The 20823-nt window shown below is 69.1% G+C and carries 21 protein-coding genes and 1 pseudogene; 6 read left to right on the top strand and 16 right to left on the bottom strand.

The genetic code is table 11. The annotated features are described in order from the left end of the window. Positions 1-105 precede the first annotated feature (105 nt). Complete coding sequence (locus tag ACWCP8_RS24075; protein ID WP_451118030.1) at positions 106-861, top strand: hypothetical protein; 756 nt, start codon at positions 106-108, stop codon at positions 859-861. A gap of 184 nt (positions 862-1045) precedes the next feature. On the opposite strand, the gene ACWCP8_RS24080 is transcribed toward ACWCP8_RS24075, so the two are convergent. From ACWCP8_RS24080 to ACWCP8_RS24130, 11 genes are all read right to left on the bottom strand, one after another. Beyond that, complete coding sequence (locus ACWCP8_RS24080) at positions 1046-1885, bottom strand: LLM class F420-dependent oxidoreductase (RefSeq protein ID WP_451118032.1); 840 nt, start codon at positions 1883-1885, stop codon at positions 1046-1048. 171 nt (positions 1886-2056) lie between these two features. Then, the gene (locus ACWCP8_RS24085; RefSeq protein WP_352267147.1) at positions 2057-2275 is read right to left on the bottom strand and encodes a hypothetical protein; all 219 of its coding nucleotides are present in this window, start codon (positions 2273-2275) and stop codon (positions 2057-2059) included. Further along, complete coding sequence (locus ACWCP8_RS24090; protein WP_382838819.1) at positions 2275-2673, bottom strand: hypothetical protein; 399 nt, start codon at positions 2671-2673, stop codon at positions 2275-2277. The genes ACWCP8_RS24085 and ACWCP8_RS24090 overlap by 1 nt, the downstream gene beginning before the upstream one ends. Before the next feature lie 57 nt (positions 2674-2730). Continuing rightward, on the bottom strand, positions 2731-4224 hold the full coding sequence (locus ACWCP8_RS24095; protein ID WP_451118035.1) for a sensor histidine kinase: 1494 nt from the start codon (positions 4222-4224) through the stop codon (positions 2731-2733). Further along, positions 4221-4928: a response regulator transcription factor gene (locus ACWCP8_RS24100; RefSeq protein ID WP_451118037.1), complete on the bottom strand. Its 708-nt coding sequence runs from the start codon at positions 4926-4928 to the stop codon at positions 4221-4223. The genes ACWCP8_RS24095 and ACWCP8_RS24100 overlap by 4 nt, the downstream gene beginning before the upstream one ends. 201 nt (positions 4929-5129) lie before the next feature. Next, positions 5130-7355, bottom strand: a complete 2226-nt coding sequence (locus tag ACWCP8_RS24105; protein WP_451118039.1) for an FUSC family protein — start codon at positions 7353-7355, stop codon at positions 5130-5132. Between the two features lie 616 nt (positions 7356-7971). Continuing rightward, entirely contained in the window at positions 7972-8877 is a 906-nt protein-coding gene (locus ACWCP8_RS24110) for a 3-hydroxyacyl-CoA dehydrogenase (RefSeq protein WP_352267142.1), read from the bottom strand. Further along, on the bottom strand, positions 8874-9863 hold the full coding sequence (locus ACWCP8_RS24115; RefSeq protein WP_352267141.1) for a 3-hydroxyacyl-CoA dehydrogenase NAD-binding domain-containing protein: 990 nt from the start codon (positions 9861-9863) through the stop codon (positions 8874-8876). Before ACWCP8_RS24115 ends, ACWCP8_RS24110 begins: the two co-directional genes overlap by 4 nt. A 71-nt stretch (positions 9864-9934) precedes the next feature. After that, complete coding sequence (locus ACWCP8_RS24120; RefSeq protein ID WP_352267140.1) at positions 9935-10717, bottom strand: crotonase/enoyl-CoA hydratase family protein; 783 nt, start codon at positions 10715-10717, stop codon at positions 9935-9937. Next, complete coding sequence (locus tag ACWCP8_RS24125; protein WP_451118042.1) at positions 10714-11946, bottom strand: CaiB/BaiF CoA transferase family protein; 1233 nt, start codon at positions 11944-11946, stop codon at positions 10714-10716. Before ACWCP8_RS24125 ends, ACWCP8_RS24120 begins: the two co-directional genes overlap by 4 nt. Positions 11947-11951: 5 nt before the next feature. After that, positions 11952-13178, bottom strand: coding sequence for an acyl-CoA dehydrogenase family protein (locus ACWCP8_RS24130; protein ID WP_352267137.1), 1227 nt, complete (start codon positions 13176-13178; stop codon positions 11952-11954). A 372-nt stretch (positions 13179-13550) separates the two neighbouring features. Between ACWCP8_RS24130 and ACWCP8_RS24135 the strand changes: the two genes are divergently transcribed. Together ACWCP8_RS24135 and ACWCP8_RS24140 are read left to right on the top strand one after the other, a co-directional pair. Then, positions 13551-14834, top strand: coding sequence for a hypothetical protein (locus ACWCP8_RS24135; RefSeq protein WP_451118044.1), 1284 nt, complete (start codon positions 13551-13553; stop codon positions 14832-14834). Positions 14835-15014: 180 nt separating this feature from the next. Beyond that, a complete protein-coding gene (locus tag ACWCP8_RS24140; protein ID WP_352267134.1) occupies positions 15015-15197 on the top strand; it encodes a DUF6381 family protein in 183 nt (60 codons plus the stop codon). Between the two features lie 155 nt (positions 15198-15352). On the opposite strand, the gene ACWCP8_RS24145 is transcribed toward ACWCP8_RS24140, so the two are convergent. Together ACWCP8_RS24145 and ACWCP8_RS24150 are read right to left on the bottom strand one after the other, a co-directional pair. Continuing rightward, complete coding sequence (locus ACWCP8_RS24145; RefSeq protein ID WP_352267133.1) at positions 15353-15712, bottom strand: peptidoglycan-binding domain-containing protein; 360 nt, start codon at positions 15710-15712, stop codon at positions 15353-15355. Between the two features lie 144 nt (positions 15713-15856). Next, on the bottom strand, positions 15857-16414 hold the full coding sequence (locus ACWCP8_RS24150; RefSeq protein ID WP_451118047.1) for a TetR/AcrR family transcriptional regulator: 558 nt from the start codon (positions 16412-16414) through the stop codon (positions 15857-15859). A 173-nt stretch (positions 16415-16587) separates the two neighbouring features. Between ACWCP8_RS24150 and ACWCP8_RS24155 the strand changes: the two are divergent. Together ACWCP8_RS24155 and ACWCP8_RS24160 are read left to right on the top strand one after the other, a co-directional pair. Then, positions 16588-16788, top strand: a pseudogene (locus ACWCP8_RS24155) (short-chain dehydrogenase); the annotation flags it as partial. A gap of 61 nt (positions 16789-16849) precedes the next feature. Beyond that, on the top strand, positions 16850-17911 hold the full coding sequence (locus ACWCP8_RS24160) for a hypothetical protein (RefSeq protein ID WP_352267130.1): 1062 nt from the start codon (positions 16850-16852) through the stop codon (positions 17909-17911). Positions 17912-18009: 98 nt separating this feature from the next. Here ACWCP8_RS24160 and ACWCP8_RS24165 read toward each other — a convergent pair whose 3' ends face one another. From ACWCP8_RS24165 to ACWCP8_RS24175, 3 genes are all read right to left on the bottom strand, one after another. After that, positions 18010-18795: an HAD family hydrolase gene (locus ACWCP8_RS24165; protein ID WP_451118050.1), complete on the bottom strand. Its 786-nt coding sequence runs from the start codon at positions 18793-18795 to the stop codon at positions 18010-18012. Between the two features lie 65 nt (positions 18796-18860). Then, positions 18861-19301: a CBS domain-containing protein gene (locus tag ACWCP8_RS24170; protein WP_352267128.1), complete on the bottom strand. Its 441-nt coding sequence runs from the start codon at positions 19299-19301 to the stop codon at positions 18861-18863. A 182-nt stretch (positions 19302-19483) separates the two neighbouring features. Continuing rightward, on the bottom strand, positions 19484-19786 hold the full coding sequence (locus ACWCP8_RS24175; protein WP_352267222.1) for a hypothetical protein: 303 nt from the start codon (positions 19784-19786) through the stop codon (positions 19484-19486). Positions 19787-20070: 284 nt separating this feature from the next. Here ACWCP8_RS24175 and ACWCP8_RS24180 point away from each other — a divergent pair, with 284 nt between their 5' ends. After that, complete coding sequence (locus ACWCP8_RS24180; RefSeq protein ID WP_451118052.1) at positions 20071-20808, top strand: DUF1684 domain-containing protein; 738 nt, start codon at positions 20071-20073, stop codon at positions 20806-20808. Positions 20809-20823: the final 15 nt, after the last annotated feature.

Consider the following 20823-nt stretch of genomic DNA (forward strand, 5'->3'; position numbering starts at 1 on the left):
TGCGTCCTTGCAGGTTGCTCGGCCGGTGCGGGGCAGTCCGGGAAGCATCTCGAAAACCCCGCGGCGCAGTCCCTCCGTATCCCCACGGCCGTGGAAGCCGCTCGCATGGAGGTGCCGCTGGCCCGTTACACCGTCGGCCTGGCCGACGGGCGCGCCATCAACGCGGCCGAGAGCCGCCTCGTCGCGCAGTGCGCGGCGCGCTACGGCCTCACCCTGGCGCCCGAGCAGCGGGACGGCGGCGCGGAGCCCGGCACCAGTGTCGAGCGCCGGTACGGGATAACCGACCGGAAACTGGCCGCAGTGAGCGGGTACGGAATGGGCGACAAGCCCGCGAAACGGACCGCCGAACCACATGCGAAGATCCCCGAATATCTCCGGACGGCAATTCTTTCCGGCCGTGGACCGGCCACCGTGAACGGCCGTAAGGTGCCGGACCAGGGATGCAGCGGAGAAGCCCGCGAGACGCTAGCAAAAAGAGCGGCTCCCAGTCGGAACCAGAATCTTGCCCTCAGTCTCATGGACGAGAGTTTCTATGTGTCACAACGTGACCCCCGGGTGCGGAAAGTGATTTCCGGATGGTCGGCCTGCATGCAGCGGAGTGGTTACGACTACAACGATCCGCTCGACGCGGCAGGAGATACCCGTTTTGGTACCGGACAGACCCGGCTGGAGCGTGCTGTGGCCTTGGCGGACATTGACTGCAAGGAAGCGGTGAATCTCACCGGGATCTGGTTCGCGGTGGAGTCCGAATATCAACAAGGACAACTCGCCGAGAACCGGGCACAGCTCGAGGACGCCCGTCGAGCAGGTCGTGCACGGGTCGTCGCCGCACAAGGGATTCTCGATCGGGCCGGGAGCTGAACGGGGTCCCCTGGTCCGCTGGGTCGGCCCCGCCCGAATATGGCGAGTTCATCGTGGCCACGCTCAGATCGTGCGACCGCCCGCACTCGTGTCGCGCACCGCTCAGTTACCGCCTCTCGTCACTTGACTGCGCGCCCTCCCCATCGGACGTTCCGGCGCCGACGAACCAGCAGGCTGAGCCGCCTCAGCACAGCTCCGACAACGCGCGCGCCACCGGCTCCAGCACAGCCGGTGTGTACGGCGGCCGCAAGTAGACGATCGCGAGCTCCGCGCCTGCCGCGTGGAGGGCCACGGCTGTTGCGGCCGTCTCCGCCGGGTCTCCTGTGAACTGCACTTGGCCGGACAGCAGGATCTCCGCCGGGTCGCGACCGATGTCCGCGCAGTGCTGGTGCAGCACGTCCCGCGCCCGGCTGAATTGTTCGGGTGTGCCGGTGTCGAAGTTCCAGTGCTGGGCGAATCGGGCCGCGGTGCGGAGTGTGCGTTTCTCCCCACTGCCGCCGATGCATATCGGCGGGTGCGGCTGCTGCACCGGCTTGGGGTTGCATCGCGCGTCGGTCAGTTCGTAGTAACTGCCCTTGAACGTGGTGGTTTCCTGCGGCGACAGCAGCCCGATGAGCACCTCGCAGGCCTCTTCGAACCGGTTGCTGCGCTGCCTGGGCGTACCCAGCTCGATGCCGTAGGCGCCGGACTCCTGCTCATTCCAGCCGGCACCGAGGCCGAGCTCCAGTCGTCCGCCGGAGATGAGGTCGAGCGTGGCTGTCATGTTGGCCAGCACCGCCGGATGCCGGTAGTGAATGCCGGTGACCAGTGTGCCCATCCGCAGCCGTCGCGTTGCCTGCGCAAGTGCGGTCAGCGTGATCCAGCCCTCCAGGCGGGGGTCGGCGGGGGAGGAGGTGTGGGTCGGGTGGAAGTGGTCGGAGGTCCAACCGGACTCGAAGACCTCGATGTCGTCGGCTGCCCGCCAGACATCGAGCATGGCGTCCCAAGTGGTGTTCTGGGGCGAGGTCTTGAAGGCGAATCGCATGGCCCCAAGCTAATTGGGGAACCCCGTGCAAGGTCGCAGGACCCTCAATGAACTCCTGTGGCGGTTCACGGGGGTTGACTTTCCAGCCGTTTCGGTGGGCGCCGGTGCGGTCCCGGCGGACGATCTCCGCCCCGAGGTGGCCGGCAGCCACGTGGGGAAGGCGGCGCTGCGTCAGCCCTTGCCGTCCTCTGCCGCTGCGGAATCCGCTGCGGCGGCGGCCGATTCGGCGGCATCCACGAGACGTTTCATGCGAGTGACCTCTGCGGGGCCGGTGGTCACGGGGCGGTCGGCGGTTCCGCTGCCCTTGCCGTCACTGCCCTGACTGCAGCCGGTGACGGCGGTGAGAAGCAGGAGGGCGGCCGCGACAGCGGTGGCGGTGCGGCGGGCCATCAGTTCTCGCTCCCGTTGTTGTTGGTCTTGCACCAGGTCTTGACCGCGGTCAGGTCCTTCTGGCGCTTCTCGATGGTGGGAACGAGGGAGCGGCGGAAGGTGAGCTTGTCGTTGAGGTAGGTCTCGATCTCGGTGTGACCGGCTGTCTTTGCGTTCTCCACCCGCTTCGCCAGCCGGGCGATTGAGCCGCGTCGCGTCGCGTCCGCGCCGAGGCGGTTCAGGGCTCGCTCAAGACGCTTCTCGATCTTCGGTACCCGCTTGCACAGCACCTGCGCTCCGTCTCCGGCCGGCGTGGTTTTCGGTTCCGGCGTTCCGCCGCCGGCCGAGGCCGTGCCTGCGGCGGCGAGCAGTGCGCTGACGGCGGTGAGAGCCAGGGCAGCGGTCTTGGTGGTCCTCATGACGGTGTCTCCTCAGGGAGCGGGCGCGAGGCCCATGTGCCTGCGCATGCGGAGAAGTTAGGAGCCATCTTTGTGGAAACCTTGTGGGCGCCCGGCGGTCGCGATCAGCCAGTCCCGCTCGGCCGGCAAGGGGATCTCGTTCTTTCTGTTGTCTCGCACGGGGAGCCGGACCTCGATCCGCGTACCCGGGCCGCCAGGGCAGTCCTGGATCCGGACGCGGCCTGTGTGCAGGGCGGTCTGTTGCGCGACCAGGGTCAGGCCGAGTCCGGAGCCGGGGCTGTCCGGTCTGCGCTCGAAGCGATGGAACACAGCATCACGCTGCGACGGAGGGATGCCGGGGCCGCGGTCGTCGATGGTCAGCACGGCAGTCGACCCCGTGGGGTGTCCGCCCGCTCGAAGACCCAGTTCCACTCGTGCCCGTCCGTCCCCGCTCCGTCCGTGGAGCAGGGCATTGCCCAGGAGGTTGTCGATGATGGTTCGCACCCCGGGCTCCCATGCGTGCACGCTCAGACGCGGCATGACCGGCACAGTGATCTCCGCCGTGGGGTACCTGCGCCTGGCGTCGGCGACGGAGGCGTCGATCACTTCGGTGAGGTCCACGGGGCCGAAGGCATCGGCCTCGACCAGGTCGCCCCGTCCGAGTTCCCTGAGCATCACCAGCAGGCCCAGGAGCCGAGCGTGCTCGGCCTGGAGATCTCCCAGGACCTCGTCCCGGTCCGCCGATGCGAGGTCGGGATGCTGGGCGAGGATCTCCAGGTTCGTCTGCATGCTCATCAGCGGGGTGCGCAGTTCATGTGCCGCGGCGGCGGCGAACGACCGGGCGGTGGTCAGGGCCTCCGTGGTCCGCGCGGCCTGTTCGTCGTAGCGGGCCAGCACGGTCTGCAGAGTCCGGGCCAGGTCGTCGACTTCGGTGACCCCGGTCCGTGTGTGGTCGAGCCTCGCCGCATCCACCCCCGGGTCGAGGCCGCTGGTGCGCTGTTGCAGTCGGCGCAGCGGGCGGCCGGCCCGTGAGGCGACAGCCAACGCCATCAGACCGGACGTGACGGCTGCCAGCAGGGCCACGGTCACCACGCGTCGGCGTACGAGAGCCAGTTGGTCCTCGCTCGCGGTGTCGGGGGAGAACAGCCAGAGTGTGCCCCGGACGCCGGGGCGCGAGCCCTGCACGCGGACCGACAGCACCCGCCAGCTCCTGGCCCCGTCCTCGACGGTGACCGGCGTCCGTGCACGGGCCGGCAGGGGCACGGAGGCGTCGGGCTGCGGGCCGCCCGAGACGGTGCCGTGCGGTCCCGCCAGCCGGATGCCGACATCCAGGCCGGAGGCGTACAACTGCCGCTCGCGGGCTTGCTCAACTGCTGCGGGACGGTCGGCGGCGGTGACCCGCAACAGCTGGCGGGCGTTCACGGCAGCTACCTTCGCGCGCTCTCGCAGATGCGCGTCCTGCTCAGCATGCAGGTCATGGGCGACCAGCAGGAGCAGCAGCCATCCCGCGGCCAGCACCAGCACCGGCACGGTGGCGCCGACGGCGAGCGCAATACGCGTGGCCAGTTTCACGCGTTCCCACCCCCGTTGTCCGGGCGCAGGACGAAACCGACTCCCCGCACGGTATGGATGATCCGGGCCCGACCGCCGCTCTCCAGCTTGCGCCGCAGATAGCTGACGAAGGTGTCGACGGCATCTGTACGCACCTCGACGTCGTACCCCCAGACGCGCTCCAGCAGCTGGTCCCGGGTGAGTACGATCCCCGCATTGCGCGCGAGGATCTCCAACAGCTCGAACTCCCGCCGGGTCAGCGCCAGCAACTCGCTGTCCAACCGTGCTTCACGGGAGGCCGGCTCCAGCACAAGACAGCCGACGCGGACCATGTCCGTGTTCCTGGGCGGCCGTCGGCGCAGCAGAGCATCCAGCCGCAGCACCAGCTCCTGCAGCGAAAACGGCTTGATCAGGTAGTCGTCGCCACCCGCCTGCAGTCCGGCGATGCGGTCCGCCGTCTCGTCCAGCGCCGACAGCATCAGCACGGGCAGGTCGTTGCCGTCCTCGCGCAAGGCCCGGCACACCTGGATTCCGTCGAGATCGGGCATGGAGATGTCGAGGACGACCACATCGGTCGGTTCCCGGCGCACATGGGCCAGAGCAGGCCGCCCTCCCCCGGCAAGGGCTACCGCGAAACCGGCCAACCGAAGTCCCCGCTCCAGCGAACGCCGGATCGCCGGATCGTCGTCCACCACCAGCACCTGTCCGCGACCGACGCCACTCATCCGGCCCTCCCTCTTGCGGTCCCTGCACCGGAGTGGTGCACCCCTGACCGTGCTTACCGGACAATGCCAGAGATGTGTCTCGCTCATCCCTGGATGCCTGATCGAGGATGTGGGAGGGAGCGGTTGTCCGGGCGAGCACCGTATGACTGCGGCGAGCGGACGGCCTGCTCAGAAGGGCAGTTGGAGTGCGGCTGTCCTGAGTCAGGATGGGCCGCCCGGCCTCGCCGCAGCTGTCAGGATCGGCTGGAGGCGGCGGGCGGCGTTGAGGTGGTCGGCAGTCCAGATGATGCGGACAGCGGTGGCTGTGGCCAGCCCGCTCTCGTCACGCAGGTCGTGGCGGAGGGAGTCGACCAGGCGAGCCTCGGCGGCAGGATTGCATGGCAGCGGATCCGGGAGCGAGGTGTGCCGACCGAGACTGGTCGCCAGGTCGCGGTACCAGGTGGACACTCGACCGGCGGCGTCCAGCAGTACGAGGCGGGCTTCGGCCCGGTCCGCTTCAATGCGCTGTTCGCTGTCGCGCTGCCATAGTCCGAGCACGGCGTCGGCGGCGAGGCGCAGTCCGACGACGCCGGTGACCAGGGCGGTCATGTCCGCCAGCGGCACACGTTTCGGACCGCGTTCGGCCAGATAGCTGCGGAAGGCGTCGTCGAGTCTTCGGGCGGCGGCGGCAGCCTGGCGTCTCTCCTGCAGCGGAGCGTCGGCTGGTGCAGGACCGGAGCTGCAGCGGCTGACCGCGTAATCCACCGCCCCGGCCAGATACCGGGCGCTGTCCGTGTACGCCTCGGCGAGGGCCTGGTTGACGGCTGCGGAGGCGCCGCGCGGCCAGAAGAACAGGCCCACCAGGACGCTTACCGCGCAGCCGATGCCGATGTCCTGGATCCGCAGCAGCGCGATGTGCCAGTCCGGGCTCTGGCCGATGTTGAACATGATCACCAGCGTGATGGTGAAAGCCGCCTGGCCGGCGGCGAAGGAAATGGCTGAGGGGGCGATGCCGGCGATCAGTACGGCGAGCGGCAGCAGGAACCAGAGCAGAGTGCCGTGGTGGCCGATGAGATGCAGCAATCCGGCCCCGATGAGCGAACCCGCGATCGTGCCGCCCAACGCGCGGACCGCGTTCTGCCCGGTGTTGAGCGCGTTCGAGCGCAGCACGGAGAGGGTCCCCAGGAGTACCCAGAACGAGTGCTGAACGCTCGTCAGGTCAGCCAGGGCAACCGCGATGCCCAGGCCGACCGCTCCCCGGAGGCTGTTGTGCAACCAGACCGAGTTCGGCCGGAGATGGGCGGCTGCCCGCTCGCGGGCCGAGGCCAGTGGTCGAGTCAGGGCGCCGGGCTCGCGGCCGAGCAGCCGATCCCGCCAGCTGCGTCGTTGGGCCGCCGCTGCCAGGTCCACGTTGTTTGCGATCTGGAGGGTTGCGAAACCCAGTTCCTGGGCGCGGAATGACAGGTCCAGGGTTTCGATGAAGGCGCGGGGTTCCCACTCCGTGCCAGACGCGGGCGGGTGCACTGGCAGCCGGGTGGTCGCGCTGCGTTCCATGGCGGTCATGGCCTCGTGCAGGTCGACCGAGGCAGTTCGGAGCGCGTCGGGTGCGCCGTACGGTGCGTCGAGCAGGTCGGCCGCCTGGTCCAGGACCGCGGCGGCACCCTGCCGAACGGCGTGTGCCTCGGGATCGCAGGTCGGGCGGCCGCTGTCCGGGGGACTGCTGTCGGCCACGATGGTGCTCAGCCAGGTGAGTTCGTCGACCAGGCGGACCAGGGCGCGGGAGCTGGTGGACAGTCCGGTGGGCCGATAGGGGGTGGCGTCGAAGGCAGTACGGAGGTCGGATGCCGCTGCAACGGCCTGATCGGCGGTGTCCTTGCACTGCCGGGTGCTCGGTGCGTCAGGCTCTCCGGTCAGCCGGTAGGCGTCGGCGCGTAGTTGTGCTGCGGCGGTCCGGCAGACACGGGCGGCGTGCGGACCGAGCGGGTCGGTGGCGGGCCGGGGCCACAAGAGGGAGATCGCGAGCATGGCGCCGGCCGCCGCAAGGCCCGCTCCAGCGAGTCGGTCGGGCAGCTGGGACAGTGGTGCGGGCGAGGTCACCGGCAGGACGAAGGCCAACAGCAGAGCGGTCGTCGCTTCCGCGAGGACGGAGCTGACCACGCCGGAGAAGAGCACCAGGAAGCCGACCACGACGGTGATGGTGACCGCGAGCCAGGTCGCGCGGGCCACGAGCGTGCTCAGGCAGATGAGCACCGCCCAGGCCAACGCGAGCCCCAAGTGCGCGCGCAGCCGCTGCACCATCGGGCCGGTGAACTCCACCAGCAGCAGCATCGAGAACGAGCCGAAGGCTGCGAAGGTCGCCATCGTCGGCGAGTGGAGCACCTGGCTGCAGAATGCGAACAGCGCGGGCATCACCAGCGCAGTGCGTGCGGCCCGGCGGGTCGCAGCCAACTCCGGATCATGGGTACGCAACCACGCAAGTGGCCGCCCGAGCCGGATGTGGCCAGGTGTCCGCATTCGCTCGCACACCTCCTGTCACGGGGTCCCCGCCTATCCCGTCGATCGAGAGTATCTGCCCGGCCGGTCTGCCCGGCTCGGGGCTCGCGCGGCGTTGAGTGACGCTCCACCTACGGTCGTCGCTGCTGCTGCCGTACCGGGTGCACGCCCTGAGGGAGCAGCGGGCACACGAACTGTTGGGGGACGGCCCCCGCCAGGTGTGCAGCCGCGTCTTTCCGGCCGCTGCCTGTCACGGCGAACTGTCTGTGATCGGGCGGGCAGTTGGCGTCGTGCGGGCCTGCTGCTCGACGACGGCAGTGCTCAGGCTGTGCGGCCGGCTCACCCGGACCACGACATGGGCGGGGATTTCACGAGGCGTCTTACCGCAGGCGCTCCCGGGGCCCTGGTATGCGCTCCGCGCACGACCTCGGGGCCGGGGAGAGGGACAAACACGTATGCGCAGGACAACGGGCGTAGCTGTGGCGGCGGGGGCGGCGGCGCTGACGCTCGTCACCGCGAAGGGCGCGCACGCCGAGGGTGAGGCCCGGCGATGCACGGGTCAAGGATCAAGTCAGACCCTCGTTCCGGTCGGCAGGACGGCACGGGTGATGCCGGTGAGGTTGCCCTGCAGGACGAGGATCTCCCTCCGGTTCGATCCGTCGAGATCGGCCGCGTAGACGTTCCCGGCCAGGTCGGTCACGTACATGCGGCCGTCGTCCGGATCGAGGGCGAGGCCGATCCCTTCCATCAGGTGGGTCAACAGGATCTCGGGTGCCCGCCGCCCGTCCGGCGGGTCCATCGGCGAGCGGTTCACGCTGTTGCCCCGCGGCGGGTCCCCGCGATCCGTCCAGTACAGCGTGCGCTCCGCGAGGTCGAGCTCGAGGTCGATCGGCTCCGGCAACCCGTCGAACAGCACCTCGATGTCGCCGCGTTCGGCCGCTCTCTCCCCGGCGGGCAGGTCGACTCCGGCCCGCAGGATCTTCCCGAGCCCCGCGTCACTCGGGCCCTTCTGCGTCCAGTAGAGGTGTCCGCCCACAGGGTCGACGGCGACTCCCACGCACCATCTGGTCTCGTCGCGACGGTCGTCCTCTCCCTGTCCCGTCTGCACGAGGGTTTCGACGTTCGAGCCGTCGAGGTCGCAGCGCATCACGCGCATGCCCTCACGATCACCCCAGTACAGCTTCCGGCCGGCGGCCTCGAAGTGGAGTTGCTTGGGCGTGTGCGTGACGCCGCTGGGGACGATCGTCGTCCGGTTGCCTCCGTCCAGGTCCACGCGTTCGATCGAGCCGTCGTTCTCCGGTGGAAGGCCCATGTTCGTCCAGTAGATGTGCCCCGCCACGACATCGGCGGCGACCCCGTCGGGAATCCTGCACCCGGTGACGACGACCTTCTTGTCGGAACCGTCGGGGTTCACGGAGAACAGCCGACCGCCACTGCTGGCCTCGAGCACGAACAGTTTCTCCCGGCCCCCCGTCACGGTCCCTCCTTCGCCGGGTGACCGGCTGCGGCGCTCGGCGGGCCGGACGGGTCGTACTGGGCGCGCACGGCCAGCAGGGCCGAGAGCATCGCGTCGCGCCGAGCGGCCAGTTCATCGACCGAGTGGCCGTCCGCCTCTTCCAGGACGCCGCCCACGATCTTCTCCTTGAGCTCGGGCGTGAACTCGGGCGTGCCCAGTTCCTGCCAGGACGCCACCATCCGAGGCATGAGGGTGTCCATGAAGTGCTCGATGCCGCCCTCTCCTCCGCCGAGATGCCACAGCAGATGGGGGCCCATGACGCCCCATCTGAGCCCCGGTCCCCAGGACACGGCGTCGTCGGAGTCCGCCACGTCGAGCACTCCCTCCTGCACCAGGTGGACGACCTCGCGGTACAGCGCGGCCTGGATACGGTTGGCGACGTGCCCGGGAAGCTCCTTCTTGAGGTGGATCGGCTTCTTGCCGATCGCGGCGTAGAACGACATGGCGTCGCGGATCGTCTCCGGGGCGGTCTTCGTGCCGCCGACGACCTCGACCAGCGGGACGATGTGCGGGGGGTTGAAGGGATGACCGATGACGGTCCGCTGCGGACGCCGGCACTCGGCCTGGATGACGCTCATCGTGATGCCCGACGAACTCGACGCGATGATCGCGTCCGGCGGCGTGGCGTCGTCGATGTCGGCGAACAGCCGGACCTTGAGCTCCGGGCGCTCCGGCGCGTTTTCCTGTACGAAATCGGCGTCCGCGACGGCCTGACGCAGGTCCGCGGTGAAGCTCAGGCGATCGGGCGAGGCTTCGGGTGCGAGCCCGATCGAGGCCGCCGCGTCCCATGCCGTGTCCACGTACGCACGCAGGGCTGCCTCCGCGGTGGGGGAGGGGTCGGTCGCCGTCACGTCGAAGCCTCGGACGAGATAGTGCGTCGCCCAGCTCGCACCGATGGTGCCCGTGCCGACGATTGCCACGCGGTGGACGGGTCTGTGCGCGTTCATGGCTGGTCACTGCTCCTTGGATTGGGACACGGGCTGTGGGGGAGGTAGGCGGCTGGTATCCGGCCAATGCATCAGCGGCCGTGCCAGACAGGGGCGCGCTTCTCGGCGAACGCCCGTGCGCCCTCCTGCGCGTCCTCGCTGGAGAACAGCCCGCTCGTGAGCTCGTCCTGGCGTGTGAAGGCGTCACTCTCGTTCAGGCCCTGTGTTTCACGCAGGACTTCCTTGACGGCCGCCAGCGCCAGCGGCGCGTTTCGCGCGACACGCCCCGCCAGCTCGCGGGCCGCGTCCAGCGCGGCGCCGGGTGGGGTCAGCTCATCGACGAGGCCGAACTCCTTGCCTTCGGCTGCGGTCAGCGGTTCGCCCGTGAGCAGTACGCGCGCGGCTACGTGGTACGGAAGGCGGCGCGGCAGCCTGACCAGTCCGCCCTCTGCTGCCACGAGACCACGCGTGACCTCGGGAAACCCGAACCGGGCGTCCTTCGCGGCGACGATCAGGTCGCAGGCGAGCACCAGCTCGAAGCCGCCGCCGAGCGCCCAGCCCTCGACCGCGGCGATCAACGGCTTGCGCACCACCGCGCGGGTGAGCCCGCCCAGTCCCCGGCCCGGCAGCAGGGGCAACTCACCCTTGGCGAACGCCTTCAGGTCCATGCCCGCGCTGAACACCCCGCCCGCGCCCGTGAGTACGCCCACCGACAGCTCCGGGTCCGCGTCGAGCAGATCCAAAGCCGCGGCGAGCCGTACCGCGACCTCGTGGTCCACGGCGTTCTTCTGCGCCGGGCGGTTGATGGTGATGGTCAGCACGCCGTCGCGGCGCTCGTGGAGCACCATGTCGGACGCTTCGGACGCCGTGCTCATTGCGACGCCTCGCCTTCCGTCGTGCCGGGGATCGTTCCCTGGGCGCGCAGCTCGGCGATCTCGGCGGGACCGAATCCCAGCTCGACGAGGATCTCGTCGTTGTGCTCGCCCAGATCGGGTGCTCGCTTCGCCGGCACCTTCGGCACCCCTCGGAGGTTGACCGGACTGCTGATGGTTTCCTCCAGCCCGCTGACTCCTTCCAGCGGCACCACGATGTCGTTCGCGCGCAGCTGCGGGTCCTGCGCGGCCTGCTCCGGCGTCTGAATGAGGCTGTAGGTGACGCGTTCCCGGCCCAGGGCGTCCTTCCAGTGGGCGAAGGGCTGCGTGCGGAACTCGGCGTCGAGCAGCTCGCTCAGCGCGGTGGAGTTCTTGACGAAGCCCTCGACGTCCGCGAAACGGGGGTCCTCGAGCAGCTCGGGGTGCCCGATGGCCCGCGTCAGCCCCGGCCAGTGCGGAGGTGAGGCGACCAGCATGAACCACTCGCCGTCCGCGGTCCGGTAGGGGTTGATCAGCGGGTTCGCCGGCGCCTTCCGGTCGTGCAGCTCGAACGGAGTGCCGCCGGCGAGCGCGCCGGCCACGAGCGTTCCCGTGGCCCAGACGCCCGCAGCCAGCAGCGACGTCCCGACACTGGCCCCTTGCCCCGTACGCTCACGGCGGTACAGGGCGGTCACGATCGCCGCGTAGATCGCGATCGCCGACATGTAGTCGCCACTGCCCCAGACGGGCACTGTCGGCGGGGCTCCCGCGTCCCGGGTGGAGGCCAGCAGTCCGCTGCGCGACCAGGCGGCGGTCAGGTCGAAGCCCGGCTGTCCGGCGTCCGGGCCGGTGTCCCCGAAGCCGGTGATGTCGGCGTAGACGACCTGCGGATTCCAGCCCGCGACCTCCTCGTAGCCAAGGTGCAGCTTCTCGCGTGTGCCGTGCGGGAAGTTGGTGATCACCACGTCGGCCCACTCGACGAGGCGCTTGAGGACCGTGGTGGCCGCCGGTGACTTCAGGTCGATCACCATGCCGCGCTTGTTGCGGTTGGCGAGGTGCCAGCTGTAGTTGGCCTGCGCCCGGGGACTGGGCGGCACGGAGCTCAGCCGCCGCTGGGGATCGCCCGTCCCCGGCGGCTCGATCTTGATGACGTCCGCTCCGAAGTCGGAGAGCACGGTGGCCGCGGCCGGTCCTGCGATGAAGCTCGACGCGTCGAGGACCTTCAGGCCGGTGAAGACGGATTCGGTGGTCATCTTCGTCACCTCACGAAGGCGCTCAGGCCGCCGGTCACGGCACGTCCGACGATGAGGGTCTGGATCTCCCGCGTGCCCTCGTACGAGTAGATGGCCTCGGCGTCGGCGACGAAGCGGCCGATCTTGTAGTCGAGGAGGATGCCGTTGCCGGCCAGCAGTTCCCGCGCCCACCCCACGTTCTCGCGCATCCGCACGGTGCAGTAGGCCTTCGCCAGGGCGGATTGCTCGTCCCGGTACACCCCGGCGTCCTGCAGCTGGGCCAGGCGCGCCATCATCCCGCACGAGGCCGTGGCATTGCCGAGCATCTTGACCAGCAGGTCCTGTACGAGCTGGAAGCCCCCGATCGGGCGCCCGAACTGCTCGCGCTCCTTCGTGTACTGCAGGGCGATCTCGTAGGCGCCGAACATCACTCCCACGGCCTGCCACGCCACGCCGCTGCGCGTCTGGCGCAGGATCTTGGCGGTGTCCTTGAACGAGTTCGCGTTCTGCAGCCGGTTGGCCTCCGGCACGCGGCAGCCTTCGAGCACGATGTCGGCGTTCTGCACGATCCGCAGCGCCATCTTGTTCTCGATCTTCGTCGCGGTGAACCCGGGGGTGTCCTTCTCCACGACGAAGCCCAGCACGTGCTGCGTCTCGACATCGCGGGCCCAGATGACGACCAGGTCGGCGAACGTCGCGTTTCCGATCCACCGCTTCGCGCCGTCAAGGATCCATACGTCGCCGTCGCGGCGCGCGGTCGTCCGCAGGCCGCCGGCCACGTCGGAGCCGCCGTGCGGCTCGGTCAACCCGAAGGCGCCGATCTTCTCGAAACGGCTCATCGCCGGCAGCCACCGACGCTTCTGTTCGTCGGAACCGCAGGTGAGGATGGTGCCCATGGCCAGACCCGTGTGCACGCCGGCGAACGTCGCCATGGACGCGTCGACATGCGCCAGCTCCAGCGCGATGAAGCCCGCGAGGAGGTTGCTCGGCCTGGATTCCGGGGAGTCCGGGTCGGCCCAGTCCATCGTGCCCAGTTTCCCGAAGCCCTCGACCAGCTGGAAGGGGAACTCGGCCCGGGCCCAGCAGTCGTCGACGATCGGGGCGACCTGCGTGCGGAGGAACGCGCGAAGGGACTCGACCTTCTCCCGCTCGCTGTCCGACAGCAGTTCCTCGTAGGCATAGAAGTCGGCGGGCAGCAGCCCTTCGTCCAGGTAGGGACCGGATGGTGTCGGCAAGGCCGTCGTGCCGCTCATGGCAATCTCCCTCAAGCGCTGTGGGGCGTGGCCCGGGGATCCGCGCCCGTCAGCGCTCTCCGTGCCCGGCGTTTCGGTTCTCGGAGGCGATTAAACGCGGATCCGGAGCCGGTCCCCAGGACCCGCGCCGCCCACGGGTGCCGTGTCGCCGCGGACCACCCCAGTGGCCCGTAGAGGTGAGGCAGGACTGAGAGGACTGACGGAACGTCATGTCAATGGTGGTGCTGCTGCTGGTGGGCCGTTTCTGCTGCGATCCCGCTGCCGCGGGCCGGGCGCGCGCCGAAGCGGCGGTGGGCAATGCAGGCGACGGCCTCGATCCACTCATGTCCGGTGCTAGCGTCAGGGAGAAGTTCCGGGACACGGGGGAACCGAATGCAGGAACTGAATCGGCTCACCACACTGCGGCGGCGAATCGTCCAGTACGAGCAGGGCGGGCGCGACGCGGTGACCGACCCGACGGCAGTGACCGCCGCCGAGGAACTGTTGGCCCGGGCACCTCAACTGGACCTGGAGGCGACCGCCGTACTGGCCTGGTTCTACTGGTATCTGCGTCTGGAGGTTACCGAGCACGCGCACGAGGAGGCGACAGACGCCGCCGTGCGGCTGTTCTTCCGGGTGCGCGACCTGGATCCCGATGCAGTGCTGCCACCGGTGATGGAGCAGCAGTATGCGGCCCGTGCCGCTGCTCGGGAGCTGGACACAGCCTTGGCGGCGGCGCTCGCGCGCGATGCCTCGCACGGGCGGGATCCGGACGCGATGTATTGGGCGATCGCGGTGCTGACCGAGGCCGAGGTACTGGCCATCGAGGCCGGCGCGCACGCCGACCGCGTGGTCTACCGGTGCCTGCGCGGCCATCAGCTGTGCGCGCTCTACGAAGTGCTCGGACGGGCGCAGGACCTGGACAGAGCTGTCGCCGATCTGAGCAACGCACTGCGGCACGCCCCCGACGACCCGGCGACGGCGGCCGTGATGCACGGTTACCTGGGCCGGGCCTTCTTGCGGCGCCACCAACTGCAGGGCCGGCCGGAGGACCTGGAGGCGGCCCTGGCCGAGCTGCGCCGGGCCCACCGAGGGCTGGCCCCCCTCGGTCCGGACGACCGCAGGGGCGGCAGGAAGACCGCGCCGGCGGCCGTGACCCAGCCGATGGGAACCACCCCCAGCACCAGGATCCGAACTGTCCAGTGGGTGAGAGCGTCGCATCGCGCGACGAGCACGAGGACGGGTCTCGCAGTGGGTGCCCTCCAGACCCATGAGGAGTCCGTGAAGGGCCACCGCAAGAGCCAGCATCGTGGCCGTCACCCCACCCAGCACGCGAAGCGCGATCGTTACGGCACGCCGGTCGGATCGACTGTCCGTCATGACCGAAACGTAGAGGGAGGCGGCCTGATGGTGCATCAGTACGGGTACTCACTTTGCCGTTCAGCCCTCTGCTCGGAGGCCGGAGGGCAAGGAACAAGTGAGGCGGACGACATACGTAACGTCGTCACGTCGCAGCGTGAACGTTCTCCATGCGAGCGCCCGAAAAGGCGATCAGGGCAACCGCAGTCATCACGGCGCCTATCGGTCCGGCCCAGCCGCGCACGAGCGCGTGCACAGGTGATCGTCCTCGCGACCGGGCAGGACACCAGAGACTGGTTCGACCGTCCGCGCCCGTAGCGGAGACGTCTTCCATCGGCTCGGTTGCCGGTCTGGTCGGCCCCGCGGATGCGTTCGAACCCTCATGTGCGTACCGCGGCCTGCGCGGATAACGGTGGGTGAGCCTTCGAGATGCGAGGGCACAGGTGCGCTGCTTCGCTGGTGTGGCCCGCTCTTCCCCGATGACACCAAGGAGTGATCATGAGCGTTGCAGGCGAGTCCGGTGCCCGTGCCCAGCAACTTCTCCAGAAGGCACAGGAGATGGAACAGGCCGCAGAGCGTATCTCCGACCCGCAGGAGCGTCAGCGGCTGAAGGACAAGGCCCGCGAGCTCAAGCAGCAGAGCAAGCAGGCGAGCAGCGGGGACATCGACCCCACGGTGTAACAGCCGTGTGCATGCGCCAGCCGGTGGCTGCCGCGCGACCTTCCAGGCGCGCGAGGCCATCGGCTGGTCATTTGTGCGGGGCCACCCCGACAGCACACCTCCACTCACTCTTCGCGCGATTTCCGCTCCAGCCGTCGCGGCCCGACCTGGGCAGGTCACTTCGGATACGGGTCGTAGCAGTCCAGTGCGGGGTGGTAAAGCACCTGCCAGGTGTCCCGGTCGACGACCCCGGTTCTGCCCAGGCCGTGACATCCCTGAATCCAGATGATCTTCTTCGACGTGGCTGTGCCGAAGACCCCGTCGACCGCGAGTTTCGGAACGCCGCCCCACACGTTGCTCAGACACTGCGCCTGCTTCACGGAACGACCGGTGCTCACGTACGTGAGCGCGGGGCGATCGATGGAGGACGTGTAGGGGCATGTCTTCTCGGCGGCGGCCGCCTCGGGCGTCGTCGCCGCCAGGGCCCCGGCGGTCAGCAGCGCTGCGCCGAGGACCGAACACTTGCGGCGGATCATCTCGCGCACTCCTCTCCGTGCGGGCCATGTGCACACGCATCCAGCATGGGGGTGCAAGCGTCGTCTCGCGCATTTTCGAGCCGTTGCGCCCGCGCAAGGGGTCCTGACAAACGCCGCGTCGGTGGGTAACGAGGCCCGGACGGGTCAGCTGTCGCCCGACAGGGCCGCGTGGGCGGCGTGGAGGATCTCGTCGGACAGTGGGGAGCCGTTGGTGGCGCGGGCCAGCAGGAGGGCGCCGACCAGGGTGGCCAGACGGGCCAGGCCGTCTTCGTCGTCGGTGGCGAGCCACTGGGCGAAGTCGCGCACTCCCTCGATGTAGACGTCGTGGGCGGCGTCACCCGCGTCCCGGGCCATGTCGGCGGCGAGCGCGGCGGCGGGACAGCCGTCGCCGGCGTTGTCGCGGTGCCGGGTCGACAGGTAGTGGTCGATCAGGCCCTGACGGGCCGCGTCACGTTGCCCGTCGTGCTCGTCGAGCTCTGCCCTGCGGCGCGCCTCCAACTGGGCGAAGGCGTGCACGGTGGCCTCGCCGACCAGGGCGTCCTTGGAGGGGAACTGCTTGTAGAAGCCGCCCTGCGTCATCCCGGCCGACTTCATCAGGTCCGCGACGCTGACGCCGGTGCCCTGCTCCCGGAACAGCCTGGAGGCGTTGGCGACCACGCGCTTCCGGTTCTCCTGCGCCTGTGCCTGTGACACGCGGCCCATCGGGCCACCTCCTCCATATGGATGTCGGTTGCAATCTATCGTACGACCCTGTTTAGATTGTTAGTGAAATCTATTTTCGGTCCGCTGCGTTCACGAAGGGTGGCCGCCGCGGCCGGTGCAGGGAGAAGGCATGGGACTGAAGGACTTCGTCACCGGCGGCCACCTGCCCGGTACGGGGCCTCGTAGCCGCCTTGTGCGTCGGCTTCATGGACACCGACATGGCCGCTCACGTCCCCGCCGGCCAGAAGATCGACCCGGCCTCGATGGCCACGCAGGCCTTGGACGGCCTGCAGTACGGACTCCCCGAGATCCTCACCGACGACTGCAGCCGCCAGGTCGAGCAGAGCCTGGCCGCACAGCCGGCCGCCGCCTGAGCTGCACGGCCCCCACGGCCTCGCGCGGCCCCATCATCTTTCAGAACACCGGAGTTACCTCATGACACCCACCGTCGGTTCCGTCTCCGTCCGCAGCGAGGAAGTGACCGCACCGCCCGGCTCCGTCCCCGGCGAGGCGGTCGCGCCGCGCCATCCGGGCCCGAGCAGCCGGCCGCCGCTGCGGACGCTGCTGCAACCCGCGGTGATCGCCCTCGTCCTCGTCTCGGCCTTCATCAGTTGCTACGTCGGGCTGCAACGCGACCCGAAGCCGCATCAGCTGCCGGTGGCGGTCGTGGGCAACACCCTCGCGCACAGGATGGAGCTGTCGCTGGGCGACAGCGTCGACGTTCGCCCCGCGGTGAGCGCGGCCGCAGCCCGCGAGGCCCTGGAACAGCACGACGTGGTGGCTGCGCTGAGCTCCGGCGGCGACGGACAGCTGAGCCTGGAGGTGGCCGGGGCGAACGGCCTGTCCACCACGGGCGCGGTCAAGAGCGTGGTGTCCGCGTACGCCGCGGGATCCGGCCAGCAGGTCACGACGACCGACGTGGTGCCGCTCGCTCACTTCGACGGGCGGGGTCTCGCCGGGTTCTACGTGTCGTTCGGTGTCACCCTCGCCGGATTCGTCCTGGCTCAGAACGCGCTGGGCATGGCGAACGTGCTCCACCTGCGGCACCGGTTCTGGCTGATCACGGGCGTCTCGGTGGCGACCGGCACCGTTGCCGCGATCATCGCAGGCCCCGTCCTGGACGCGGTGCCTGCCCCGTTCTTCCCGCTGGTGGCCACACTGGCGCTGCTGGCGGCCGCGGCAGCGTTCACCACGAAGCTGCTGGGCACCTACCTCGGCCCCATCGGCGTCCCGGTGGCGACGTTGCTTCTGCTCACGGTCGGTAACTCCACCAGCGGCGCCACCATCAGCTCCGACCTGCTGCCGGCCGCGGCCCGAGCCGTCTCCGCTCTGTTGCCGCCCGGCGCGGCGGTACGGGCGGTGAGCGACCTGAGCTACTTCGACGGTGCCCACGCAGGAGTGCCGCTGCTCACGCTCGCCCTCTGGGCCGTGCTGTCGGCCGTGCTCGTGGGCATCAAGTCCCGTCTGCGCTCCACCCGCCCCGCCGCGCACGCCTGACCGGCCGAACCCCTGCCTCTTCCGGGCGGTGGCCGCCCGGAAGAGGAGCGGCCACCGCTGTGACGAGTACCCCTCGGGCCTCGCCTCGGCCCTGAGATTCAGGGCGCTCCAGGGGCCGCAGCGTCGTCCGGGCATGCTCCCGCCGATCCGAGCGCAGAACCTGTTCGTATCAGGGCAGGAAGTTCGTGAAGGGAAGTGATCTCGTGTGACGGGGGACGCAGTAGGGGGTCACGCGCCACGTGCGACCGGTTCAGCCATATCGAGGCACCCAGACCCGCGTTGAGCGCTCCGCCGATGTCGGTCACCAGGCTGTCGCCCACGTGGCAGACATCGGCGGGCCCGAGCCCCATGCGTTCGAGGGTGATCTCGAAAATCCTCCGATCGGGCTTGGATACGGCTACCTCGCCCGAGATCACGGTGACGTCCAGGAACCTGTCCAGACCGGTCGCCGTGATCTTGTCCCGCTGCGCGTCGCCCGGACCGTTGGTGACAAGCCCCAACCGGTACGAGGCGCTGCGAAGCGCACTCAGCGTGTTCGCCACGTCGTCGAACAGCACGTAGCGCCGACAACGCTGCCGCTTGTATTCATCGGTCGCAGGGCCGGCGAGCTGGGCGTGCCCGCACTCGTCGAGTGCCTGCCGCCAGCACTCCCTCCAGATGGAATCGGCATCCGGGATCCGGCCGGGCGGGTGCTGCGCACCGTCCCCGCCCGCGCGCATGTGGTCGAGATAGCGGCGTGTATAGGCGTCGTGCAGCGAGTCGGCATCGAGGTCGGGGGCCGACCGGACCAGGACGTCGCACACGGCCCGAACAGTCGCCCTCCAGGCGGGCATGCCGTAGTCGAGCAAGGTTGCGTCGAGGTCTAGCAATACCGCCTGGATCATTCGCAGAGCATACGCACCGACTGCGTCAGGAGAAGCCTGCACTGCGACGGCAGTTGAAGGAGCTGCTACGTCTGAGCAGTCGCGTACACGCAGCTCACGAATTCAGCGATCTGTTCGTCGCTCAGGTTCTTCGCGAGATCGGCCTCCGTGATCATGCCGACCAGACGGTGGCCGCCCTTTACGTCGATCACCGGCAGTCGCTTGATCTGATGTTCCTCCATGGTCCTCAGGACATCGGCGGCGTCCGCTTCGGTATCGATCCAGTGGATCTTGGCATTGAGGGATCCGGCCTGCACGGTTGCAGGGTCGATGCCCTCGGCGCAGCACTTGACGACGATGTCCCGGTCGGTGATCAAGCCGGTGAGCCTGTTGTTGTCGCCGCAGATGGGTAGGCAACCGACACCCAGATCGCGCATCGTCTTCGCTACCTCGAACAGCGACTCGTGTGCACCGACGCACTGCACGCCACCGGTCATGATGTCTCGAGCCAGCAGCTTCTCGGACATGATTTCCTCCCGCCCTCGACCGGCGTGTTTCCCTGTCTTCGATCACAACACGAATGGCTCAACCCCGCTTGCCGGCTGCGTCGGCGAGGTAGCGGATCCCGACTCGGCCGCGAGCGGACCTTGGTCAGGGCCGTGATGTCGGCCCGGCGACTCTGCGTCGCCGGCAACGCCTGGAGCGCTGACTACGACGGCTCCACATGACTGAAACCCACTTCGAAATGCTCGACCGAGGCGACGCGCTGGCCTTCCCTGTGCGCAACCTCCTCGCGGAGCCGGGCGGCACTGTCCTCGCTGGCCTGCATGGCCTCCTCGTCCTCCCACAGGGTCAGCGACGTAGCCTTCCCGGAGGCCCGGTCGACGAGGTAGAACACTCCACGGAAGCCCGAAGCCTCCTGGATCTGCTGGAGGACCGCTTCCCAGTTCGCGGTCAGGTCTCCCTCTGCAGGAACCGGTGAACCCTGGTAGGTGCTCAGCCGCGCGAACATGGCTGTCACCCCTTTCCTGGCCGGCTGCCGGTCGGGGGACAGGCAGCTTCAGGACCAGGGTGCTCCGGCGGACCGTGTGTCGCATGCCGAGCAACCTGGGATGCTCCCTCCAGGGGTGGCACGGCGGGCCTTCCGGGCTTGACCTGCTGGAACAGGCAGCCCCATCTCGGCCAGTGGCCTGAATTTGACATTAGCTTGCCTTATGAAAGATAAAGAAGGTCCTTTGGGCTGAACTTCACGCAGCGTGATATCCGACGTGTGACAGCCGACGATCGTCTACGCGAATGAGTGAAGCCGTGTCCCACGCCGCCGCCCCGGACCAGCCGACCGACCCCGCTACGGACTGGGAGGCATGGCGCGCCGAGCGACGGCGCTCCATCACTTCGTCCTCCGGGAACCTCGCCCTCGTGGAGACCCGCTGGGCCCCGACCGGTGAGCGTCCCGACCTCGACGCGGCCCGTGCCGGACAGCCGGGGAATGTGACTGTCACCACGGTCGAGCGCACCGACCTCGTCACCGGCGAGCCGGAGCACGGTCTGCGCTTCTGGGACGCGCAGTCGCCCGCGATCCAGAACTTCGATCGCACCGATGTCTTCCCGTACGACCCGGCCTGGGTGCTGGAGGCCTCGTACACCCCGGTACCGGGCGCCCGGCGGGTCGGTTTCGAGCACATCCGCGACAACGGCGGTACCCGTGACCTCGCCGTGCCGGGTGACATCGCGCTCACCCTGGACGGACAGGACTACGTGCTGAGCGCCTTCGACGACGACGGCACCCTGCTTCTCGTCTTCGGTGACCCCACCAACGGCGACATCACCTACGGCGCCGGGCGCTTCCTCTTCGTCACCCACACCGGCGAGGGCCGCGTCCTTCTCGACTTCAACCGCGCCTTCGTGCCGCCGTGCGGATTCTCGGACCAGTACAACTGTCCGATGCCGCCGCGGCAGAACCGTTTCCACCTGCCCGTCGAGGCCGGCGAGAAGCGCCCCGTCTTCCGCGACGGCTTCCCCGCGCAGCACTGATCGACCCCGTACTCC

It is taken from the genome of Streptomyces sp. NPDC002206 (assembly GCF_053593595.1).